The sequence below is a fragment of the Streptomyces sirii genome, assembly GCF_045690365.1.
GTDB lineage: Bacteria > Actinomycetota > Actinomycetes > Streptomycetales > Streptomycetaceae > Streptomyces > Streptomyces sirii.
Window position 1 is genome coordinate 4,145,800 of the sequence record NZ_CP147982.1, and the last position, 17,641, is coordinate 4,163,440.

Sequence of the window (17,641 nt, forward strand, 5' to 3'; positions counted from 1 at the left end):
AGGTTCGCCCTGGTGCCCGCGCCATTCCCCCCACAGGGCCTAACGCCGCCCCCGGCCGCCTGTCAGACCGTCACATCCCGCCAGGCGGCGCCCAGATGGTCCGCGACCTCCAAGGACGTGATCGGCGCGCCGTCCGGCCCGGCCGCCCGGCGCGCCGCGAGGCCGTGCAGATACGCACCGACCGACCCCGCGTCATGTGCCGTGAGCCCCGCGGCCAGCAGCGACCCGGTCAGCCCCGACAGCACGTCCCCGCTCCCGGCCGTGGCCAGCCAACCGGTGCCCGTGGGGTTGACCCGTACCGGCCCGCCGGCCGCCGCGACCAGCGTCGTGGAGCCCTTGAGCAGCACCGTGGCGGCATAGCGCTCCGCCAGCTCGCGCACCGACGCCAGCCGCGCCGCCTCGATCTCCCCGCGGCCGCGGCCGAGCAGCGCCGCCGCCTCCCCGGCGTGCGGCGTCAGCAGCGTCTCGGCCGTGCGCCGCCGGATCCGCTGCGGTGTCAGCAGCCGCAGCCCGTCGGCGTCCACCAGCACCGGCACATCCGACGCCAACACGTCCTCCAGCGCCCCCGACTCGTCCCCGATGCCCGGCCCGATCACCCACGACTGCACCCGGCCGGCCTTGTCCGGCGGCCCGGCGTGCACCAGCGTCTCCGGGAACCTCGCCAGCACCGCGTCCCTGGCCGGCCCGACGTACCGCACCGCACCGGCGCCGCCGCGCAGCGCACCGGCCACCGCCAGCACCGCCGCCCCCGGATAGCGCGCCGACCCGGCGACCACCCCCACCACGCCCCGCCGGTACTTGTCGCTCTCCGCCACCGGGCGCGGCAGCAGCTCCGCCACGTCCGCGTGCTGCAGCGCCTCGACCTCGGCGTCCTCGGGCAGCGTGAGCCCGATGTCGACCAGCCGCAGCGCCCCCGCGCGCTCCCGCGCCGGATCGATCAACAGCCCCGGCTTGTACGCGCCGAACGTCACCGTCGCATCGGCCCGTACAGCCTCCCCGCTCACCTCACCGCTGTCCGCGTCCGTCCCGCTGGGCAGATCGACCGCCAGGACCAGGGCCGACTCCCGTGCCGACCGCGCCAGTTGGGCCGCCTCGGGGCGCAGCCCCCCGCGGCCGCCGATCCCCACGATCCCGTCGACGACCAGATCGGCCCAGGCGATGTCCCGCAGCGCGTCGTGCGAGACCCGCCCCCCGGCCCGGCGCAGCGCGGCGAGCCCGCCCTGGTGCGCCCGTTCGGGCGTCAGCAGCACCGCGACCACTCCGGCCCCGCGCCGCGCCAGCCGGGCACCGGCGTACAGCGCGTCCCCGCCGTTGTCCCCGCTGCCCACCAGCAGCACCACCCGGCTGCCGTACACCCGCCCCAGCAAGTCCCCGCAGGCGACGGCCAGTCCGGCCGCCGCCCGCTGCATCAGGGCGCCTTCGGGCAATCGGGCCATCAGCTCCTGCTCGGCGGCCCGCACGGTCTGAACGCTGTAGGCAGTCCTCATGGCGCCAGTCTCACCCCTCGGCGATCACCACGGCGGAAGCAACCCCCGCGTCATGGCTGAGAGAGACGTGCCACGAGCGCACCCCCAGCGCCTGCGCGCAGCTCTCGACCGTGCCCCGCACCCGCAGCCGGGGCCGCCCGCTGTCCTCGACGTACACCTCGGCGTCGGTCCAGTGCAGCCCGGCCGGCGCGCCGAGGGCCTTGGCGACCGCCTCCTTGGCGGCGAACCGCGCCGCCAAGGAGGCGATGCCGCGCCGCTCACCGCTCGGCAGCATCAGCTCCGACTCGATGAACAGCCGGTGCGCCAGCTCCGGCGTACGGTCCAGCGCCGCCCCGAAGCGGTCGATCTCGGCGACGTCGATGCCCACCCCGATGATCACTCCACCGTCACCGACTTGGCGAGGTTGCGCGGCTGGTCGACCTCGTTGCCGCGGGCGGTGGCCAGCTCGCAGGCGAAGACCTGCAGCGGGATGGTGGACACCAGCGGCTGCAGCAGCACCGGCGTACGCGGGATCCGCACGAGATGGTCCGCGTACGGCACGACCGTCTCGTCCCCCTCCTCCGCGATCACGATCGTCCGCGCCCCGCGGGCCCGGATCTCCTGGATGTTCGACACGATCTTGTCGTGCAGCACCGACCGCCCGCGCGGCGACGGCACCACGACGACGACCGGCAGATCCTCCTCGATCAGCGCGATCGGCCCGTGCTTGAGCTCCCCGGCCGCGAAGCCCTCGGCGTGCATGTACGCCAGCTCCTTGAGCTTCAGCGCGCCCTCCAGCGCCACCGGGTAGCCCACGTGCCGGCCCAGGAAGAGCACCGTGTTCTTGTCGGCGAGGCCGCGTGCCAGCTCCCGTACCGGCTCCATCGTGGCGAGCACCTGCTCGACCTGGGTGCCGATGGCGGCCAGTTCGCGCACCACGTCGCGGATCTCGTCGCCCCACTTCGTGCCCCGTACCTGCGCCACGAACAGCGCCACCAGATAGCAGGCCACCAGCTGCGTCAGGAACGCCTTCGTCGACGCCACCGCGACCTCGGGCCCGGCGTGCGTGTAGAGCACCGCGTCCGACTCCCGCGGAATGGTCGACCCGTTGGTGTTGCAGATGGCCAGCACCTTCGCGCCCTGCTCGCGCGCGTGCCGCAGCGCCATCAGGGTGTCCATCGTCTCGCCGGACTGGCTGATCGCGATCACCAGTGTGTGCCGGTCCAGGATCGGATCGCGGTAGCGGAACTCGCTGGCCAGTTCCGTCTCGCACGGGATCCGCGTCCAGTGCTCGATCGCGTATTTGGCGATCATCCCCGCGTGGTACGCCGTCCCGCACGCCACGATGACGACCTTGTCGACCTCGCGCAGCACCTCCGGCGGGATCCGCACCTCGTCCAGCGACAGCACGCCCGAGGCGTCGATCCGCCCCAGCAGGGTGTCCGCGACGGCCTTCGGCTGCTCGGCGATCTCCTTGAGCATGAAGTAGTCGTAGCCGCCCTTCTCGGCGGCCGACGCGTCCCAGTCGACGTGGTACTCGCGGACCTCCGCGGGCGCGCCGTCGAAGTCGGTGACCGTCACCGCGTCCCGGCGCAGCTCCACGACCTGGTCCTGGCCCAGCTCGATCGCCTCGCGGGTATGCGCGATGAACGCCGCGACGTCCGAGGCCAGGAACGCCTCGCCGTCCCCGACGCCCACCACCAGCGGCGAGTTCCGCCGCGCCCCGACCACCAGGTCGGGCTCGTCCGCGTGCACCGCGACCAACGTGAACGCGCCCTCCAGCAGCCGGCACACCTGCCGCATCGCCTCCGCAAGCTCACCGCACGACGAGTAGGCCTCGGCCAGCAGATGGGCGACGACCTCGGTGTCCGTCTCGGACGTCAACTCGTGCCCTCGATCGGTCAGTTCGGCGCGCAGCCCGGCGAAGTTCTCGATGATGCCGTTGTGGACGACCGAAACCCGCCCCGCGTTGTCCAGATGCGGATGCGCGTTCGCGTCGGTGGGCCCGCCATGGGTCGCCCACCGGGTGTGTCCGATCCCGGTCGACCCGGTCGGCAGCGGACGGTCCGCCAGCTCCTTCTCCAGGTTGGCGAGTTTGCCCGCCTTCTTGGCCGCGGCCAGCCCGCCATCGGCCAGTACGGCGACCCCCGCGGAGTCATAGCCGCGATACTCCAGCCGCTTCAACCCGGCCAGTACGACGTCAAGGGCGCTCTGCCCACCCACATATCCCACGATTCCGCACATGGAGGCAGCCTACGACGCCCACCGATCAATAGCCGCGCTCTATCCGGTGCTGTGCCTCGCGCACCGTCTCCAGGAACTCCTCGTCGGCCTCCGCGTCCGCCCCCGGGCCGCTGGGCGGCTCGTAGCGCTCCAGGAAGTCGCAGAGGTCCTCGCCCAGGTCCTCGTCCGGAAGGTCCTCGGCCAATTCGGCGAACATCCGCGCGGCGAAGCCGCCCGAGGCGGTGTCCGCCCATTCGTCGCCGGCCGTCCGCGTGTTCCTCCCCCAGGCCCGCTGTCCCAGCAGACCGGCCTTACGCGCTCGCACCCGCACCCCCCTGTCTCGTCCGCGGCCCACGAGCCGGGCCGCGCCCCGGTGCCGACCGTACCGGGCAAAATCCCTCGGGTACAGACACGCAGGCAGCGAAGCACCCAAGCCCGCCCCGACTGCCACAAGACCGCCCCGACGCCCCGGTCGGCCACCCCGAGATGAACGGCGTGTGTCGGCTGCGCACAATGGGCGCGTGCCCCTGACGACCGATCCGCAGCAACGACGCCGCGCCGAGCGCTCGCCGTACGTCGATCTGACGCGCGCTCAGTGGAGCGCCCTGAGGGAGAAGACCCCCCTGCCCCTGACGGCCGACGAGGTCGAGCGGCTGCGAGGCCTGGGCGACGTCATCGACCTCGACGAGGTGCGCGACGTCTACCTTCCGCTCTCCCGCCTGCTCAACCTCTACGTCGGCGCGACCAGCAATCTGCGCGGCGCGCTGAACACCTTCCTCGGCGACGCGGGAGGCGGCCAGGGCTCACAGCCCGGCACCCCGTTCGTCATAGGAGTGGCCGGCAGCGTCGCCGTCGGCAAGTCCACCACCGCCCGGCTCCTGCAGGCGCTGCTGGCCCGCTGGCCCGAGCATCCGCGCGTCGAGCTGATCACCACCGACGGGTTCCTCTTCCCCAACGCCGAGCTGCACCGGCGCGGTCTGATGTCCCGTAAGGGATTCCCCGAGTCCTACGACCGCCGCGCCCTGACCCGCTTCGTGGCGGATGTGAAGTCCGGCAAGGCCGAGGTCACCGCCCCGGTCTACTCCCACCTGATCTACGACATCGTGCCCGGCGAGCGGCTGACCGTGCACCGCCCCGACATCCTCATCGTCGAGGGCCTCAACGTCCTGCAGCCGGCACTGCCCGGCAAGGACGGCCGCACCCGCCTGGGCCTCGCCGACTTCTTCGACTTCTCCGTCTACGTCGACGCCCGCACCGAGGACATCGAGCAGTGGTACCTCGGCCGCTTCCGCAAGCTGCGCGCGACCGCCTTCCAGAACCCGTTCTCGTACTTCCGCAAGTACACCCAGGTCTCCGAGGAAGAGGCCCTGGATTACGCCCGCATGATGTGGCGCACCATCAACAAGCCCAACCTGCTGCAGAACGTCGCCCCGACCCGCGGCCGGGCGAACCTGGTGCTGCGCAAGGGGCCCGACCACAAGGTGCAGCGGCTGTCGCTGCGCAAACTCTAGGGAGTGCCACCGCCGTGCTGCATCTGCGCCTGATCGTCCCGGCCGACCGTACGGACGAGGTCCTGCGCCTGTTGGAGACGACCGTCGGCACCACCCATCTGGTGGTGCTGAGCGGAGCCGCCCGCGATCCGCGGGGCGATGTGGTGCTGTGCGACGTCGCCCGGGAGGCCGGGGACGGGCTGCTGGCCGAGCTGCGGGCGCTGGAGCTGGACAGGACCGGTTCGATCGCGATCGAGAACATCGACCTCTCGCTGTCGCTGCGCGCGGACCGGGCGGAGGACGAGGCTCCCGGTGAAGGCGCCGACGCCGTGCTGTGGGAGTCGCTGACCGACGCCACCCACGAGGAGTCCACCCTCTCGGCCACCTACCTGGCGTTCCTGACGGTCGCCACGATGATCGCGGCCTGCGGTGTGGTCCTGGACAACGCCATCCTGATCGTCGGCGCGATGGCCGTGGGCCCGGAGTTCGGTCCGCTGGCCGGCATCTGTACCGCCCTCGTCCAGCGGGCGCCACGGCTGGCATGGCGCTCGACGCAGGCGCTGCTGGTCGGGTTCGCCGTGGCCATGGTGGTGACCGTCGGCTTCAGCCTCTTCATGGACGCGGTCGGACTCTTCGACGTCGAGGCGCTGGAGGCCGAGCGGCCGAACACCAACTTCATCTACCGGCCCGACTGGTTCTCCTTCGTCGTCGCCGTCCTCGCCGGCATCGCCGGAGTGCTCTCGCTGACGTCCGCCAAATCAGGCGCCCTGGTCGGCGTGGCGATCTCCGTGACCACCGTCCCGGCCGCCGCCAACGCCGCGGTCGCCCTCAGCTACCAGGAGTACGGCCAGGCCTGGCACTCCATGGAGCAACTACTGCTGAACCTGGTGGGCATCATCGTCGCCGGCTCCCTGACCCTGGCCGTCCAAAAACTCCTGTGGGCACGACACGAAACGAGCGCGGCCCGTCGCTAGCCATGCCGACGACGGGCCGCGCCCGAAAGCACCCTCGGGGTCGCTCCTCAGCCCAGCGCGGACTTCACCGCATCGGCCAGCCGCTCCGCCACGGCCCGCGCCTGCTCGATGTCGGCCGCCTCCACCATGACGCGGACCAGCGGCTCCGTACCGGACGGCCGCAGCAGCACCCGGCCGGTGGCCCCCAGCTCCCGCTCCGCCTCGGCGACCGCCGCGGTCAGCTCCGGCGAGCTGGCCACCCGCGACTTGTCGACGTCGGGGACGTTGATGAGGATCTGCGGCAGCCGCTCCATGACGCCCGCCAGCTCCCCCAGCGAACGGCCGGTGGCGGCGACCCGGGCCGCCAGCATCAGACCGGTCAGCGTGCCGTCGCCGGTGGTGGCGTGGTCGAGCACGATGACGTGCCCGGACTGCTCGCCGCCCAGCGCGAAGCCGTGCGCCTTCATCTCCTCCAGCACGTACCGGTCGCCGACCCCGGTCTGCACGAAGTCGATGCCCTCGCGCTCCATGGCCAACTTGAAGCCCAGGTTGGACATGACGGTGGCGACGACGGTGTTCTTGCGCAGCGTCCCGGCCTCGCGCATACCGAGCGCGAGGACGGACAGGATCTGGTCGCCGTCGATCTCGTTGCCCTCGCGGTCCACGGCCAGGCAGCGGTCCGCGTCGCCGTCGTGGGCGACACCCAGGTCGGCACCGTGCTCGACGACGGCCGCGCGCAGCTGCCCGAGGTGGGTGGAGCCGCAGCCGTCGTTGATGTTCAGTCCGTCGGGCTCGGTGCCGAGGGTGACGACCTCGGCGCCGGCCCGGGCGAACGCCTCGGGCGACACGCGGGCCGCCGCACCGTGCGCGCCGTCGATGACGATCTTCAGCCCGTCCAGGCGGTTGGGCAGCACGCCGACCAGGTGCGCGACGTAGTTGTCGAAGCCCTCGTCGTAGACGGTGACCCGGCCGACGCCCGCGCCGGTCGGCCGCTCCCACGGCTCGCCGGAGCTGTGCGCGCGGTAGGTCTGCTCGATCCGGTCCTCCAGCTCGTCGGCGAGCTTGTGGCCGCCGCGGGCGAAGAACTTGATGCCGTTGTCGGGCATCGGGTTGTGGCTCGCGGAGAGCATCACGCCGAGGTCCGCGCCCAGCGAGCCGGTCAGATACGCGACGGCCGGGGTCGGCAGGACCCCCACCCGCAGTACGTCCACACCGGCGCTGGCCAGCCCGGCGACCACCGCCGCCTCCAGGAACTCCCCCGACGCTCGCGGATCGCGTCCGACCACCGCCACCGGCCGGTGCCCTTCAAACGTGCCCGCTTCGGCGAGTACATGCGCCGCGGCGACCGACAGGCCGAGCGCCAGCTCCGCCGTCAGGTCCGCGTTCGCGACGCCGCGCACACCGTCCGTGCCGAAGAGTCGTCCCACTGGTGTCCTCCGAGTTGTCGAGCTTGGACCAGAGCTTTACGTCCAGGTATACGCCCCTGGCTTCAGATATACGCTCCAGGTCCCGGATAGCCGAACGCCCCGGCAGCACCGAGGTGCCACCGGGGCGTTCGCAAGAGCTGCGTAGTGCAGCGAGCGGGTTAGCGCTTGCTGTACTGCGGCGCCTTACGGGCCTTCTTCAGACCGGCCTTCTTGCGCTCGACCGCACGGTCGTCACGCTTGAGGAACCCGGCCTTCTTCAGCGCGGGGCGGTTGTTGTCCACGTCCGCCTCGTTCAGCGCACGGGCCACGCCCAGGCGCAGCGCACCGGCCTGGCCGGAGATGCCGCCGCCGGAGATGCGGGCGATCACGTCGTAGCGGTTGTCGAGCTCGAGCACCTTGAAGGGCTCGTTGACTTCCTGCTGGTGCACCTTGTTCGGGAAGTAGCCCTCAAGGGTGCGGCCGTTGATCTTCCACTGGCCGGTGCCCGGGACGATCCGGACGCGGGCGATGGCGTTCTTGCGACGGCCCAGGCCGGCGGCCGGCTGCGGGTCGCCGAAGCGGGAGGCGAGGGACTCGGAGGTGTACTCCGACTCCACGACCTCGGTCTCGGTGGTGTATTCCTCGACGACGTCTTCGTTCTCGATGACGGTCTCGGGAGTGGTCTCGGCCACGATGCTCCTCAGATTCTCTGTCGTCTTAGGGGGTGGCCGGACTTACTGCGCGACCTGGGTGATCTCGAACGGGACCGGCTGCTGCGCAGCGTGCGGGTGCTCGGCGCCCGCGTAGACCTTCAGCTTCGAGAGCATCTGACGGCCGAGGGTGTTCTTGGGGAGCATGCCCTTGATGGCCTTCTCGACGGCCTTCTCGGGGTTCTTGTCGAGAAGCTCGTCGTAGCGGACCGAACGCAGACCACCCGGGAAACCGGAGTGGCGGTAGGCCAGCTTCTGGGTCCGCTTGTTGCCGGACAGGTGCACCTTGTCGGCGTTGACGATGATGACGAAGTCACCCATGTCAACGTGCGGCGCGTAGACCGGCTTGTGCTTGCCCCGCAGGAGGGACGCGGCCTGGCTGGCCAGACGGCCCAGGACAACGTCCTGCGCGTCAATGATGTGCCACTGGCGCTGGACATCGCCGGGCTTGGGGCTGAACGTACGCACGTCTTAGCCTTCGCTTCTTGGAGTGGGGTATCCCCTGGTCGTGAAGACCTTGGGGACGGGTCCTGTACTGGTCCCGTGGTCGATCACACAGCAGGGCGGTACTACGGGTGACGCAACCCGATCGTCCGCCGCTGGTCATCGGCCCGCATGGACCGGCGTAAGGGCCCCTCACGTGAGATAGAGCAAGCCAATACGCATAACGAACCAGCAGAATACCGGGCCGTCCCCGGCGGGGTCAAAACGCCCCCCGCACGGGCACCGGGTCCGCACAGCGGCCCCCTGTTCCGCCGCCCGGCCGCCCTACCGCTTCCGCTCGACGCGGCGCTCGTCCCACACCGGCTCCGCCGACTCCCGCACCACCCCGTCCGCCCCGAACACCAGGAACCGGTCGAAGGAGCGCGCGAACCACCGGTCGTGCGTCACCGCCACCACCGTCCCCTCGTACGCCTCCAGCCCCTCCTGCAGCGCCTCCGCCGACTCCAGGTCCAGGTTGTCGGTCGGCTCGTCCAGGAGCAGCGCCGTCGTGCCGGAGAGCTCCAGCAGCAGGATCTGGAAGCGGGCCTGCTGACCGCCGGAGAGCCGCTCGAAGCGCTGCTCGGCCTGCTTCTCCAGCTCGTAGCGGCGCAGCGCGGACATCGCCTGGCCCTTGTCCTTGGCGTGCTCGGTCCACAGGATGTCCAGCAGCGGGCGGCCCATGAGCTCGGGGTGGGCGTGCGTCTGCGCGAAGTGGCCGGGCACGACGCGGGCGCCCAGCTTCCAGGTGCCGGTGTGCGGGACGGGCCGCTCGACGTCCTGGGCCAGCAGCCGCAGGAAGTGCGACTTGCCCGAGCCGTTGGAGCCGAGGACCGCGACCCGCTCGCCGTAGAAGATCTCCAGCGAGAAGGGCTTCATCAGCCCCGTCAGCTCCAGGTCCTCGCAGGTCACCGCCCGTACGCCGGTGCGCCCGCCGCGCAGCCGCATGGTGATGTCCTGCTCGCGCGGCGGCTCCGGGGGCGGGCCGGCCTCCTCGAACTTCCGCAGCCGGGTCTGCGCCGCCGCGTAGCGGGAGGCCAGCTCATGGCTGACCGAGGCCGCCTGCCGCAGCGAGACCACCAGCTTCTTGAGCTGGGCGTGCTTCTCGTCCCAGCGCCGCCGCAGCTCCTCGAAGCGGGCGAAGCGCTCCTTGCGGGCCTGGTGGTAGGTGCCGAAGCCGCCGCCGTGCACCCACACGTCGGAGCCCGCGGGGCCCGGCTCGACGCTGATGATCTTCTCCGCGGCGCGCGCCAGCAGCTCCCGGTCGTGCGAGACGAACAGCACCGTCTTACGGGTCTGCCGCAGCTGCTCCTCCAGCCACCGCTTGCCCGGCACGTCCAGATAGTTGTCCGGCTCGTCCAGCAGCAGCACCTCGTCCGTGCCGCGCAGCAGCGACTCCAGCACCAGCCGCTTCTGCTCGCCGCCGGACAGCGTGCGCACCTGGCGCCACTGGGCCTTCTCGTACGGCATCCCCAGCGCCGCCGTCGTGCACATGTCCCAGACCGTCTCGGCCTCGTAGCCGCGCGCCTCGGCCCAGTCGCTGAGCGCCTGGGCGTACGCCATCTGCGCGTCCTCGTCGTCGGCGGTCATGATCGCCGTCTCGGCGGCGTCCACCGCCGCCGCGGCCTGCCGGATCCGCGGCTGCGCGACGGAGACCAGCAGGTCGCGCACCGTACGGTCGTCGCGCACGGAGCCCACGAACTGCGGCATCACCCCGAGCCCGCCGCTGACCGTCACCGATCCGCCGTGCGGCGCCAGCTCGCCGGCGATCAGCCGCAGCAGCGTCGTCTTGCCGGCGCCGTTGGCCCCCACCAGCGCCACCGACGCGCCCTCCCCCACGCGGAAGGACACATCTCCCAGCAGGACCCTCCCGTCCGGCAGGTAGTACTCGAGATGGCCGGCCTCTAGATGTCCCATGAGCGGGATTGTGACCGGCCTCCACCCGTTCCACCAACCGCATTAGGATGCGCGGCATGAGTTTCGGGCAAGGTGGGCCCTTCGACGGCCCCGGGGGATCATCGTCCACTCCTGACTGGGGCGCACTCGCCGAGGAGACTGAGGCACAGGACCGCCGCAAGCGCTGGATGTGGATCGGCGGCGGCGTGCTGGCGGTCCTCGCGGTGGCCGGCATCGTCACCGGCGCCGTCCTGGCCGGCGGCGGCGGCTCGCCGGGCGGCAGCGCGTCGGCGACACCCACCGCGTCCGGCCAGGCCGCGGAGCCGGACGACAAGCCGTCCTTCCCCGACGTCTCGGTGCCGCCCCCGCCCAACCCGCAGGACTACATCTCCGACCCCAAGAAGGACACCGCGCCGCTCACGCCGGCCTCCCTCTTCGGGCAGAAGACCATGGTCATCGGCGAGCACAGCTACCCGCGCACCAACACCGCCACCACCAAGGACTGCACCGCCGCCGCCCAGGGCGCGCTGGTCTCCTCGCTCACCCACAACGGCTGCCGGCAGCTGGTGCGCGCCACGTACTCCAAGGGCGGCGTCGCGGTCACCGTCGGCATCGCGGTCTTCGACTCGCCCGCCAAGGCCACCAAGGTCATGAACGAGGCCAAGACCAACCTGATGCCGCTGCCCGGCGGCGGCGTCCCCTCGGACTTCTGCCAGGGCCACAAGTGCCGGATGGCGACCAACGCCACCGGCCGCTATGCCTACTTCCTCATCGCCGGCTACCTCAACGGCAAGGACGTCGTCCCGTCCGAGACCAAGGCCCAGCAGATCGCCCGGGACGGCGGCTCCTACGCCTTCACCCGGATCACCCAGCGCGGCAAGGACCAGGCCGAGAAGGCCGCCGAGCGGCAGCTGAAGGAAGCCCAGAAGAAGGCCGGCCAGTCCTGACGCCCCAGGTGGCGCCGCTCCGGGCAGCGCCACCACCGGGCCGGCTCAGCAGCAGCCGCCCCCGGAGGCCCCCGGCAGGGTCCGCTTGTTGCGCGCTTCGAGGTTCCGCGCCCTCAGCAGCTCGTCGGCCGGGTACCCGACCTCCTCCAGCGTCAGCCCGTGCGGCCGTACGACATGCACGGCTGAGTCCCGTACGCCCGCGGCCAGCACCTTCCCCGGCCACTCCGGCGGACGGTGGCCGTCCCCGACGAACAGCAGCGCGCCGATCAGCGACCGCACCATGTTGTGGCAGAAGGCGTCCGCCCGCACGGTCGCGGTGATGATCCCGTCGGCGCCGCGCTCCAGGCTCAGCTCCTGCAGCGTCCGGATCGTCGTGGCGCCCTCACGCCGCTTGCAGTACGCCGCGAAGTCGTGCTCCCCCAGCAGCGGACCGGCCGCCTCGTTCATGGCGTCCACGTCGAGCGCCCAGTCGTGCCACAGCACATGGCCGCGCAGCAGCGGATCGACGCCCCCGTGGTGGTCGGTGACCCGGTACGCGTACCGCCGCCAGATCGCCGAGAACCGCGCGTTGAAGCCCTCCGGCGCCTCGCTGAGCGACCACACCCGGACGTCCTTGGGCAGCCGCCCGGCCAGCCGCTTGAGCAGCTTCTCCCGATGCTCGGCCCACAGCTCCGCGGGGAGGTCGACGTGCGCCACCTGCCCGCGCGCATGCACCCCGGCGTCGGTCCGGCCCGCCACGGTCAGCTCGTACGTGGTCTGCCCCGACCGCGTCACCGTCCGCAGCGCGTCCTCGATCTCCCCCTGGACCGTCCGCTGCCCCCCGGCCTGCTTGGCCCACCCGGAGAAGTCCTTCCCGTCGTAGGAAAGGTCCAGCCGCACCCGGACGTACCCGGGCTTCACCTCGTCGCTCACACCCACCATCCTCTCAAGCTCCCGGCATACGGAAGCGGGCCCGCCCCCGAAGGGACGGACCCGCTCAACGCGAGGCGAAGCCTCAGGCGTCCTTCGACTCCTCGGCCGGGGCCTCGGTGGTCTCGGCCGCTGCGGCCTCCGCGTCCTTGGCCGCACGCTTGGTGGCGGCCTCGGCCTCACCAGTGGCCTGCTGCGCCACGGTCAGCGCCTCCACCAGCTCGATAACGGCCATCGGCGCGTTGTCGCCGCGGCGGTTGCCGATCTTGGTGATGCGGGTGTAGCCACCCGGGCGGTTCTCGAAGCGCGGGCCGATCTCGGTGAAGAGCGTGTGCACGACGCTCTTGTCCGAGATCAGCTGCATGACCTGACGGCGGTTGTGAAGGTCACCCTTCTTCGCCTTGGTCACCAGACGCTCCGCGTACGGACGCAGACGACGCGCCTTGGCCTCGGTCGTGGTGATGCGACCGTGCTCGAAGAGAGCGGTGGCCAGGTTGCGCAGCATCAGACGCTCGTGTGCGGCGCTGCCGCCCAGACGGGCACCCTTGGCGGGCTTCGGCATGTGTATCTCCTTCATTGCTGCACCGGCCGTATCAGGTACCGGTGTCAGTTCCCACGAGGCGGTCGCCCCGCGGAAGAATCACACGGTCGGGGTCCGGGACATCGCCCCGGACCCCGACCGGTCGAACTCAGTACTGCTCGGTCTCCACGAACCCGGCGTCCGCGTCGTCGTCCGCGCCGAAGGCGTCGGCGGCGGCGGTCGGGTCGAATCCGGGCGGGCTGTCCTTGAGCGCCAGGCCCATGCCGGCCAGCTTCGCCTTGACCTCGTCGATCGACTTCGCACCGAAGTTGCGGATGTCGAGCAGGTCGGCCTCGGAGCGCGCCACGAGCTCACCCACGGAGTGGATGCCCTCACGCTTGAGGCAGTTGTACGAACGAACGGTGAGCTCGAGCTCCTCGATCGGCAGCGCCAGGTCGGCGGCGAGGGCGGCGTCCGTCGGGGACGGGCCCATGTCGATGCCCTCGGCGTCGATGTTGAGCTCACGCGCCAGACCGAACAGCTCGACCAGCGTCTTACCGGCGGACGCCATGGCGTCGCGCGGCCGCATGGCCTGCTTGGTCTCGACGTCGACGATCAGCTTGTCGAAGTCGGTGCGCTGCTCGACACGGGTCGCCTCGACCTTGTAGGTGACCTTGAGGACCGGCGAGTAGATCGAGTCGACCGGGATCCGGCCGATCTCCTGGCCCACCTGCTTGTTCTGCACGGCGGAGACATAGCCGCGACCGCGCTCGACGGTCAGCTCCATCTCCAGCTTGCCCTTGCCGTTGAGCGTGGCGAGGACCAGGTCCGGGTTGTGGACCTCGACACCGGCCGGGGGCGCGATGTCGGCAGCGGTGACCAGGCCGGGGCCCTGCTTGCGCAGGTACATCACGACCGGCTCGTCGTGCTCCGAGGAGACGACCAGCTGCTTGATGTTGAGGATGAGGTCGGTGACGTCCTCCTTGACGCCCGGCACGGTGGTGAACTCGTGCAGGACACCGTCGATGCGGATGGACGTGACCGCCGCACCCGGGATCGAGGAGAGGAGCGTACGACGCAGGGAGTTGCCGAGGGTGTAGCCGAAGCCCGGCTCCAGCGGCTCGATCACGAACCGGGAGCGGTATTCGTCGACGACCTCTTCGGTCAGAGACGGACGCTGAGCGATCAGCATGTTTTTGGTCCTTCAGTCGTGGGCGCCCGCTATTTGACGCCCGCTGTACTGACAAGGGTACGGGCGGTACGGCGCCAAAGGCCCCGTACCGCCCACACCGGCCAGCTCTTACCTGAGTAGAGCCGACGAGCCTTACTTCGAGTAAAGCTCGACGATCAGCTGCTCCTGCACCTGGGTGTCGATCACCTGGCGCTCGGGCAGGCTGTGCACCAGGATCCGGAGGTTCGACGGGATCGCTTCCAGCCAGGCCGGAACGGTCTTCTCGCCGGCCTCGGCCTTGGCCACCTCGAAGGGGGTCAGGTTCCGAGAGCCCTCGCGGACCTCGATGATGTCGTTCACTGCCACACGAGCCGACGGAATGTCGGTCTTGCGGCCGTTCACGGTGATGTGTCCGTGACGCACCAGCTGACGGGCGTGGTCCCGGGACTTGGCAAAGCCGGCCCGGTAGACCACGTTGTCGAGGCGGGTCTCAAGGATGCGCAGAAGGTTCTCACCGGTCTTGCCGGTCTTCTGGTTCGCTTCCTTGTAGTAGTTCACGAACTGCTTCTCAAGGACACCGTAGATACGGCTGCACTTCTGCTTCTCACGAAGCTGGAGCAGGTACTCGCTGTCCTTGGTGCGCCCGCGACCGTGCTCACCCGGGGGGTAAGGACGGATCTCGATCGGGCACTTCGCGCTCTCGCACTTGCTCCCCTTGAGGAAGAGCTTCTGCTTCTCCCGACGGCATCGCTTGCAGTCGGCCCCGGTGTAACGCGCCATTGTCTAGTTGTCTCCTACTTCAGGTGGTCAGACGCGGCGACGCTTGGGCGGGCGGCATCCGTTGTGCGGGGTCGGGGTGACGTCCTGGATGGAGCCGACCTCAAGACCGGTCGCCTGGAGCGAACGGATGGCCGTCTCGCGACCCGAACCCGGGCCCTTGACGAAGACGTCAACCTTGCGCATGCCGTGCTCCTGCGCGCGGCGGGCGGCCGACTCGGCGGCCATCTGCGCGGCGAAGGGGGTGGACTTGCGCGAGCCCTTGAAGCCGACGTGGCCGGCAGAGGCCCAAGAGATCACATTCCCGGTCGGGTCGGTGATCGAGACGATCGTGTTGTTGAACGTGCTCTTGATGTGAGCGTGCCCGTGGGCGACGTTCTTCTTCTCCTTGCGGCGCACCTTCTTGGCGCCGGCCGTACGGCCCTTCGGAGGCATGAATTTCTCCCGTGGAGGTGGTCGGTCCTACAGCGAAGACCGCTGGTGAGCGTCCTGCTGAGGACTACTTCTTGCCCGGCTTCTTCTTGCCGGCGATCGCGCGACGCGGACCCTTGCGGGTACGGGCGTTCGTGCTGGTGCGCTGACCGTGCACCGGCAGACCGCGACGGTGCCGCAGACCCTGGTAGCAGCCGATCTCGACCTTGCGGCGGATGTCGGCCTGGATCTCGCGACGGAGGTCACCCTCGGTCTTGAGGTTGTTGTCGACGTACTCGCGGATCTTGACGAGGTCTTCCTCGGCAAGGTCGCGGACCCGGGTGTTCGGGTTCACGCCGGTGGCGGCGAGAGTCTCCTGCGAGAGCGTCCGCCCGATACCGAAGACGTAGGTGAGGGCGACCTCCACACGCTTTTCGCGCGGGAGATCAACGCCTGCGAGGCGTGCCATTGATGTGGCTCCTGATGGCTATTCGGAGGTCTTCCACAGCACCGTTCCCGTAAGACTCTGCAGAATTACGAGCCGGGTCCCCGGCCTCCGAGCCGGGGGTGTCGTCCCCACGCGAGTAGTGCGGGGGGTCGGGTGACTGCGTATGTACGTATGTGCTTGCGTCGCGCGAACTGCGAAATGCAGGTGGTCGGCGTGCGTCAGCCCTGGCGCTGCTTGTGGCGCAGGTTGTCGCAGATGACCATGACCCGGCCGTGGCGGCGGATCACCTTGCACTTGTCGCAGATCTTCTTGACGCTCGGCTTGACCTTCATGGGATGTGAGGTTCTCCGGGTCAGTGCCGTCACCCCACGGGAGCGGGGCGTCGACAAGATCTACTTGTAGCGGTAGACGATCCGGCCACGCGTCAGGTCGTACGGAGAAAGCTCCACGACGACCCGGTCATCCGGGAGGATACGGATGTAGTGCATCCGCATCTTGCCGCTGATGTGCGCGAGGACCTTGTGACCGTTCTGGAGCTCCACCTTGAACATGGCGTTCGGGAGGGACTCGATCACGGTGCCCTCGATCTCGATGGCACCTTGCTTCTTGGCCACGCTTCGCCCTTCGAATCGGCTACCTTGATCGACTCCTGTGCGCCGTGACATTCACCGAACGCCACCGTTTTACGGGCATACGGATGCACGAGAGCCGACGCGTCAGTCTACGCCAGCGCCCAGGAAAAGACGAATCCTGGATTATTGCCCACCAGGGGTGATCCTTACGCCCAGGGGGCGCCCCGAGGCGCAAGCCGCTCGGGCGATGGGGTCTCCCCCGGCCCTTAAGACCGTGCGGAAGGGTCGGGCGCGGCCGTGATCCCCAGCTCGGCCAGCTTCGCCTTGCCGCCGTCCGGCGAGGTCAGCACCAGCGGACCGTCCTCGGTCAGCGCGACCGAGTGCTCCCAGTGCGAGGACCAGCTGCCGTCGTTCGACTTGACCGTCCAGTCGTCCTCGAGGACGTGGGTCTTGGGCGTACCGAGATTGACCATCGGCTCGATCGCGATGCAGAAGCCGGGCACCAGCTTCGGACCGCGGCCGCGCTTGCGGTCGACGTAGTTCAGCAGATGCGGGTCCATGTGCATCTGCGAGCCGATGCCGTGGCCGCCGTAGTCCTCGACGATGCCGTACTTGCCGCTGACCGGACGGGGCTGGCGCCGGATGTAGCCCTCGATCGCCTTGGAGATGTCGACCAGGCGGTTGCCCTTGGCGACCGCCGCGATACCGGCCCACATCGACTCCTCGGTGACCCGGCTGAGCTCGATCAGCTCCGCGGAGTGACCCGATCCGACGAAGGCGGTGTACGCGGCGTCGCCGTGCCAGCCGTCGATGATCGCGCCGCAGTCGATGGAGATGATGTCCCCGTCCTGCAGCACCGTCTCGGTGTCGGGGATGCCGTGCACCACGACATCGTTCACCGAGGTGCAGATGGTCGCGGGGAAGCCGCCGTAACCGAGGAAGTTCGACTTCGCGCCGTGCTCGGCGAGCACCTTGCGCGCCGCGTCGTCCAGGTCCTTCGTCGTGGCCCCCGGCACCGCGACCTTCCGGGTGGCCGCGTGGATGGCGGCGACCACCAGCCCCGCCTCGCGCATCTTCGCGATCTGCTCGGGGGTCTTGATCTCCACCATTGCGGCTGGCTCTCCCTTGCGGCTGGGCCGCCGCCGCTCTCGCGGAGGTGGCCGGTCGCCCTCGTGGTTGCTCAATTGATGATTGCGGCTACCACGGTACCCGTACGCGATACGGCCGCGGCGCCCCGTCGGGGCACCGCGGCCGTATCGAAG

The 17,641-nt window shown here is 70.1% G+C and carries 20 protein-coding genes; 3 read left to right on the forward strand and 17 right to left on the reverse strand.

Annotated elements, in window-relative coordinates:
- Positions 1–62: 62 nt before the first annotated feature.
- The 4 genes from WAB15_RS18440 to WAB15_RS18455 are packed head-to-tail and all read right to left on the reverse strand — an operon-like array spanning position 63 to position 4,014.
- Positions 63–1,487 (reverse strand): NAD(P)H-hydrate dehydratase, encoded by a 1,425-nt coding sequence (locus WAB15_RS18440; protein ID WP_407286930.1) that lies wholly within the window; start codon positions 1,485–1,487, stop codon positions 63–65.
- Between the two features lie 10 nt (positions 1,488–1,497).
- Positions 1,498–1,866 (reverse strand): holo-ACP synthase, encoded by a 369-nt coding sequence (locus tag WAB15_RS18445; protein ID WP_399146557.1) that lies wholly within the window; start codon positions 1,864–1,866, stop codon positions 1,498–1,500.
- Positions 1,863–3,710, reverse strand: coding sequence for a glutamine--fructose-6-phosphate transaminase (isomerizing) (gene glmS / locus WAB15_RS18450; RefSeq protein ID WP_399146556.1), 1,848 nt, complete (start codon positions 3,708–3,710; stop codon positions 1,863–1,865). The genes WAB15_RS18445 and glmS overlap by 4 nt, the downstream gene beginning before the upstream one ends.
- A 25-nt stretch (positions 3,711–3,735) precedes the next feature.
- Positions 3,736–4,014, reverse strand: coding sequence for a hypothetical protein (locus WAB15_RS18455; protein WP_407286931.1), 279 nt, complete (start codon positions 4,012–4,014; stop codon positions 3,736–3,738).
- 196 nt (positions 4,015–4,210) lie between these two features.
- Between WAB15_RS18455 and coaA the strand changes: the two genes are divergently transcribed.
- Together coaA and WAB15_RS18465 are read left to right on the forward strand one after the other, a co-directional pair.
- Positions 4,211–5,200 carry a type I pantothenate kinase gene (coaA, locus tag WAB15_RS18460; protein WP_399146554.1) on the forward strand — a complete coding sequence of 330 codons (990 nt, stop codon included), beginning with the start codon at positions 4,211–4,213 and terminating at the stop codon, positions 5,198–5,200.
- Between the two features lie 14 nt (positions 5,201–5,214).
- On the forward strand, positions 5,215–6,153 hold the full coding sequence (locus tag WAB15_RS18465) for a DUF389 domain-containing protein (protein ID WP_407286932.1): 939 nt from the start codon (positions 5,215–5,217) through the stop codon (positions 6,151–6,153).
- Positions 6,154–6,200: 47 nt separating this feature from the next.
- Here WAB15_RS18465 and glmM read toward each other — a convergent pair whose 3' ends face one another.
- From glmM to WAB15_RS18485, 4 genes are all read right to left on the reverse strand, one after another.
- Positions 6,201–7,559, reverse strand: a complete 1,359-nt coding sequence (gene glmM, locus WAB15_RS18470) for a phosphoglucosamine mutase (RefSeq protein ID WP_399146552.1) — start codon at positions 7,557–7,559, stop codon at positions 6,201–6,203.
- A gap of 158 nt (positions 7,560–7,717) precedes the next feature.
- A complete protein-coding gene (rpsI, locus tag WAB15_RS18475) occupies positions 7,718–8,230 on the reverse strand; it encodes a 30S ribosomal protein S9 (RefSeq protein WP_399146551.1) in 513 nt (170 codons plus the stop codon).
- Positions 8,231–8,272: 42 nt separating this feature from the next.
- On the reverse strand, positions 8,273–8,716 hold the full coding sequence (rplM, locus tag WAB15_RS18480) for a 50S ribosomal protein L13 (RefSeq protein WP_399146550.1): 444 nt from the start codon (positions 8,714–8,716) through the stop codon (positions 8,273–8,275).
- 300 nt (positions 8,717–9,016) lie between these two features.
- On the reverse strand, positions 9,017–10,645 hold the full coding sequence (locus tag WAB15_RS18485; RefSeq protein WP_399146549.1) for an ABC-F family ATP-binding cassette domain-containing protein: 1,629 nt from the start codon (positions 10,643–10,645) through the stop codon (positions 9,017–9,019).
- A 56-nt stretch (positions 10,646–10,701) separates the two neighbouring features.
- Between WAB15_RS18485 and WAB15_RS18490 the strand changes: the two genes are divergently transcribed.
- Complete coding sequence (locus tag WAB15_RS18490) at positions 10,702–11,571, forward strand: hypothetical protein (protein ID WP_407286933.1); 870 nt, start codon at positions 10,702–10,704, stop codon at positions 11,569–11,571.
- A gap of 45 nt (positions 11,572–11,616) precedes the next feature.
- Here WAB15_RS18490 and truA read toward each other — a convergent pair whose 3' ends face one another.
- The 9 genes from truA to map all read right to left on the reverse strand — a co-directional run bounded on the left by truA (position 11,617) and on the right by map (position 17,488).
- Positions 11,617–12,483 (reverse strand): tRNA pseudouridine(38-40) synthase TruA, encoded by an 867-nt coding sequence (gene truA / locus WAB15_RS18495; protein ID WP_399146547.1) that lies wholly within the window; start codon positions 12,481–12,483, stop codon positions 11,617–11,619.
- 82 nt (positions 12,484–12,565) lie between these two features.
- On the reverse strand, positions 12,566–13,042 hold the full coding sequence (rplQ, locus tag WAB15_RS18500; RefSeq protein WP_407286934.1) for a 50S ribosomal protein L17: 477 nt from the start codon (positions 13,040–13,042) through the stop codon (positions 12,566–12,568).
- A 127-nt stretch (positions 13,043–13,169) separates the two neighbouring features.
- Positions 13,170–14,192 (reverse strand): DNA-directed RNA polymerase subunit alpha, encoded by a 1,023-nt coding sequence (locus WAB15_RS18505; RefSeq protein ID WP_003956430.1) that lies wholly within the window; start codon positions 14,190–14,192, stop codon positions 13,170–13,172.
- Positions 14,193–14,324: 132 nt separating this feature from the next.
- Entirely contained in the window at positions 14,325–14,951 is a 627-nt protein-coding gene (gene rpsD, locus WAB15_RS18510; protein ID WP_384429928.1) for a 30S ribosomal protein S4, read from the reverse strand.
- A gap of 27 nt (positions 14,952–14,978) precedes the next feature.
- Positions 14,979–15,383, reverse strand: a complete 405-nt coding sequence (gene rpsK / locus WAB15_RS18515; RefSeq protein ID WP_004571845.1) for a 30S ribosomal protein S11 — start codon at positions 15,381–15,383, stop codon at positions 14,979–14,981.
- Positions 15,384–15,447: 64 nt separating this feature from the next.
- The gene (gene rpsM / locus WAB15_RS18520; RefSeq protein ID WP_399146546.1) at positions 15,448–15,828 is read right to left on the reverse strand and encodes a 30S ribosomal protein S13; all 381 of its coding nucleotides are present in this window, start codon (positions 15,826–15,828) and stop codon (positions 15,448–15,450) included.
- Positions 15,829–16,025: 197 nt separating this feature from the next.
- Positions 16,026–16,139 carry a 50S ribosomal protein L36 gene (gene rpmJ, locus WAB15_RS18525; protein ID WP_003956441.1) on the reverse strand — a complete coding sequence of 38 codons (114 nt, stop codon included), beginning with the start codon at positions 16,137–16,139 and terminating at the stop codon, positions 16,026–16,028.
- A gap of 60 nt (positions 16,140–16,199) precedes the next feature.
- Positions 16,200–16,421, reverse strand: coding sequence for a translation initiation factor IF-1 (gene infA, locus WAB15_RS18530; protein ID WP_003956442.1), 222 nt, complete (start codon positions 16,419–16,421; stop codon positions 16,200–16,202).
- Between the two features lie 224 nt (positions 16,422–16,645).
- On the reverse strand, positions 16,646–17,488 hold the full coding sequence (map, locus tag WAB15_RS18535; protein ID WP_407286935.1) for a type I methionyl aminopeptidase: 843 nt from the start codon (positions 17,486–17,488) through the stop codon (positions 16,646–16,648).
- Positions 17,489–17,641 lie beyond the last annotated feature (153 nt).

What these genes read in the sequence shown, in the direction of transcription:
- WAB15_RS18440 (WP_407286930.1), bottom strand. Translation starts at nt 1,487, where the DNA reads ATGAGGACTGCCTACAGCGTTCAGACCGTGCGGGCCGCCGAGCAGGAG.
- glmS (WP_399146556.1), bottom strand. Translation starts at nt 3,710, where the DNA reads ATGTGCGGAATCGTGGGATATGTGGGTGGGCAGAGCGCCCTTGACGTC.
- WAB15_RS18485 (WP_399146549.1), bottom strand. Translation starts at nt 10,645, where the DNA reads ATGGGACATCTAGAGGCCGGCCATCTCGAGTACTACCTGCCGGACGGG.
- WAB15_RS18490 (WP_407286933.1), top strand. Translation starts at nt 10,702, where the DNA reads ATGAGTTTCGGGCAAGGTGGGCCCTTCGACGGCCCCGGGGGATCATCG.
- rplQ (WP_407286934.1), bottom strand. Translation starts at nt 13,042, where the DNA reads ATGCCGAAGCCCGCCAAGGGTGCCCGTCTGGGCGGCAGCGCCGCACAC.
- WAB15_RS18505 (WP_003956430.1), bottom strand. Translation starts at nt 14,192, where the DNA reads ATGCTGATCGCTCAGCGTCCGTCTCTGACCGAAGAGGTCGTCGACGAA.
- rpsD (WP_384429928.1), bottom strand. Translation starts at nt 14,951, where the DNA reads ATGGCGCGTTACACCGGGGCCGACTGCAAGCGATGCCGTCGGGAGAAG.
- rpsK (WP_004571845.1), bottom strand. Translation starts at nt 15,383, where the DNA reads ATGCCTCCGAAGGGCCGTACGGCCGGCGCCAAGAAGGTGCGCCGCAAG.
- rpsM (WP_399146546.1), bottom strand. Translation starts at nt 15,828, where the DNA reads ATGGCACGCCTCGCAGGCGTTGATCTCCCGCGCGAAAAGCGTGTGGAG.
- rpmJ (WP_003956441.1), bottom strand. Translation starts at nt 16,139, where the DNA reads ATGAAGGTCAAGCCGAGCGTCAAGAAGATCTGCGACAAGTGCAAGGTG.
- map (WP_407286935.1), bottom strand. Translation starts at nt 17,488, where the DNA reads ATGGTGGAGATCAAGACCCCCGAGCAGATCGCGAAGATGCGCGAGGCG.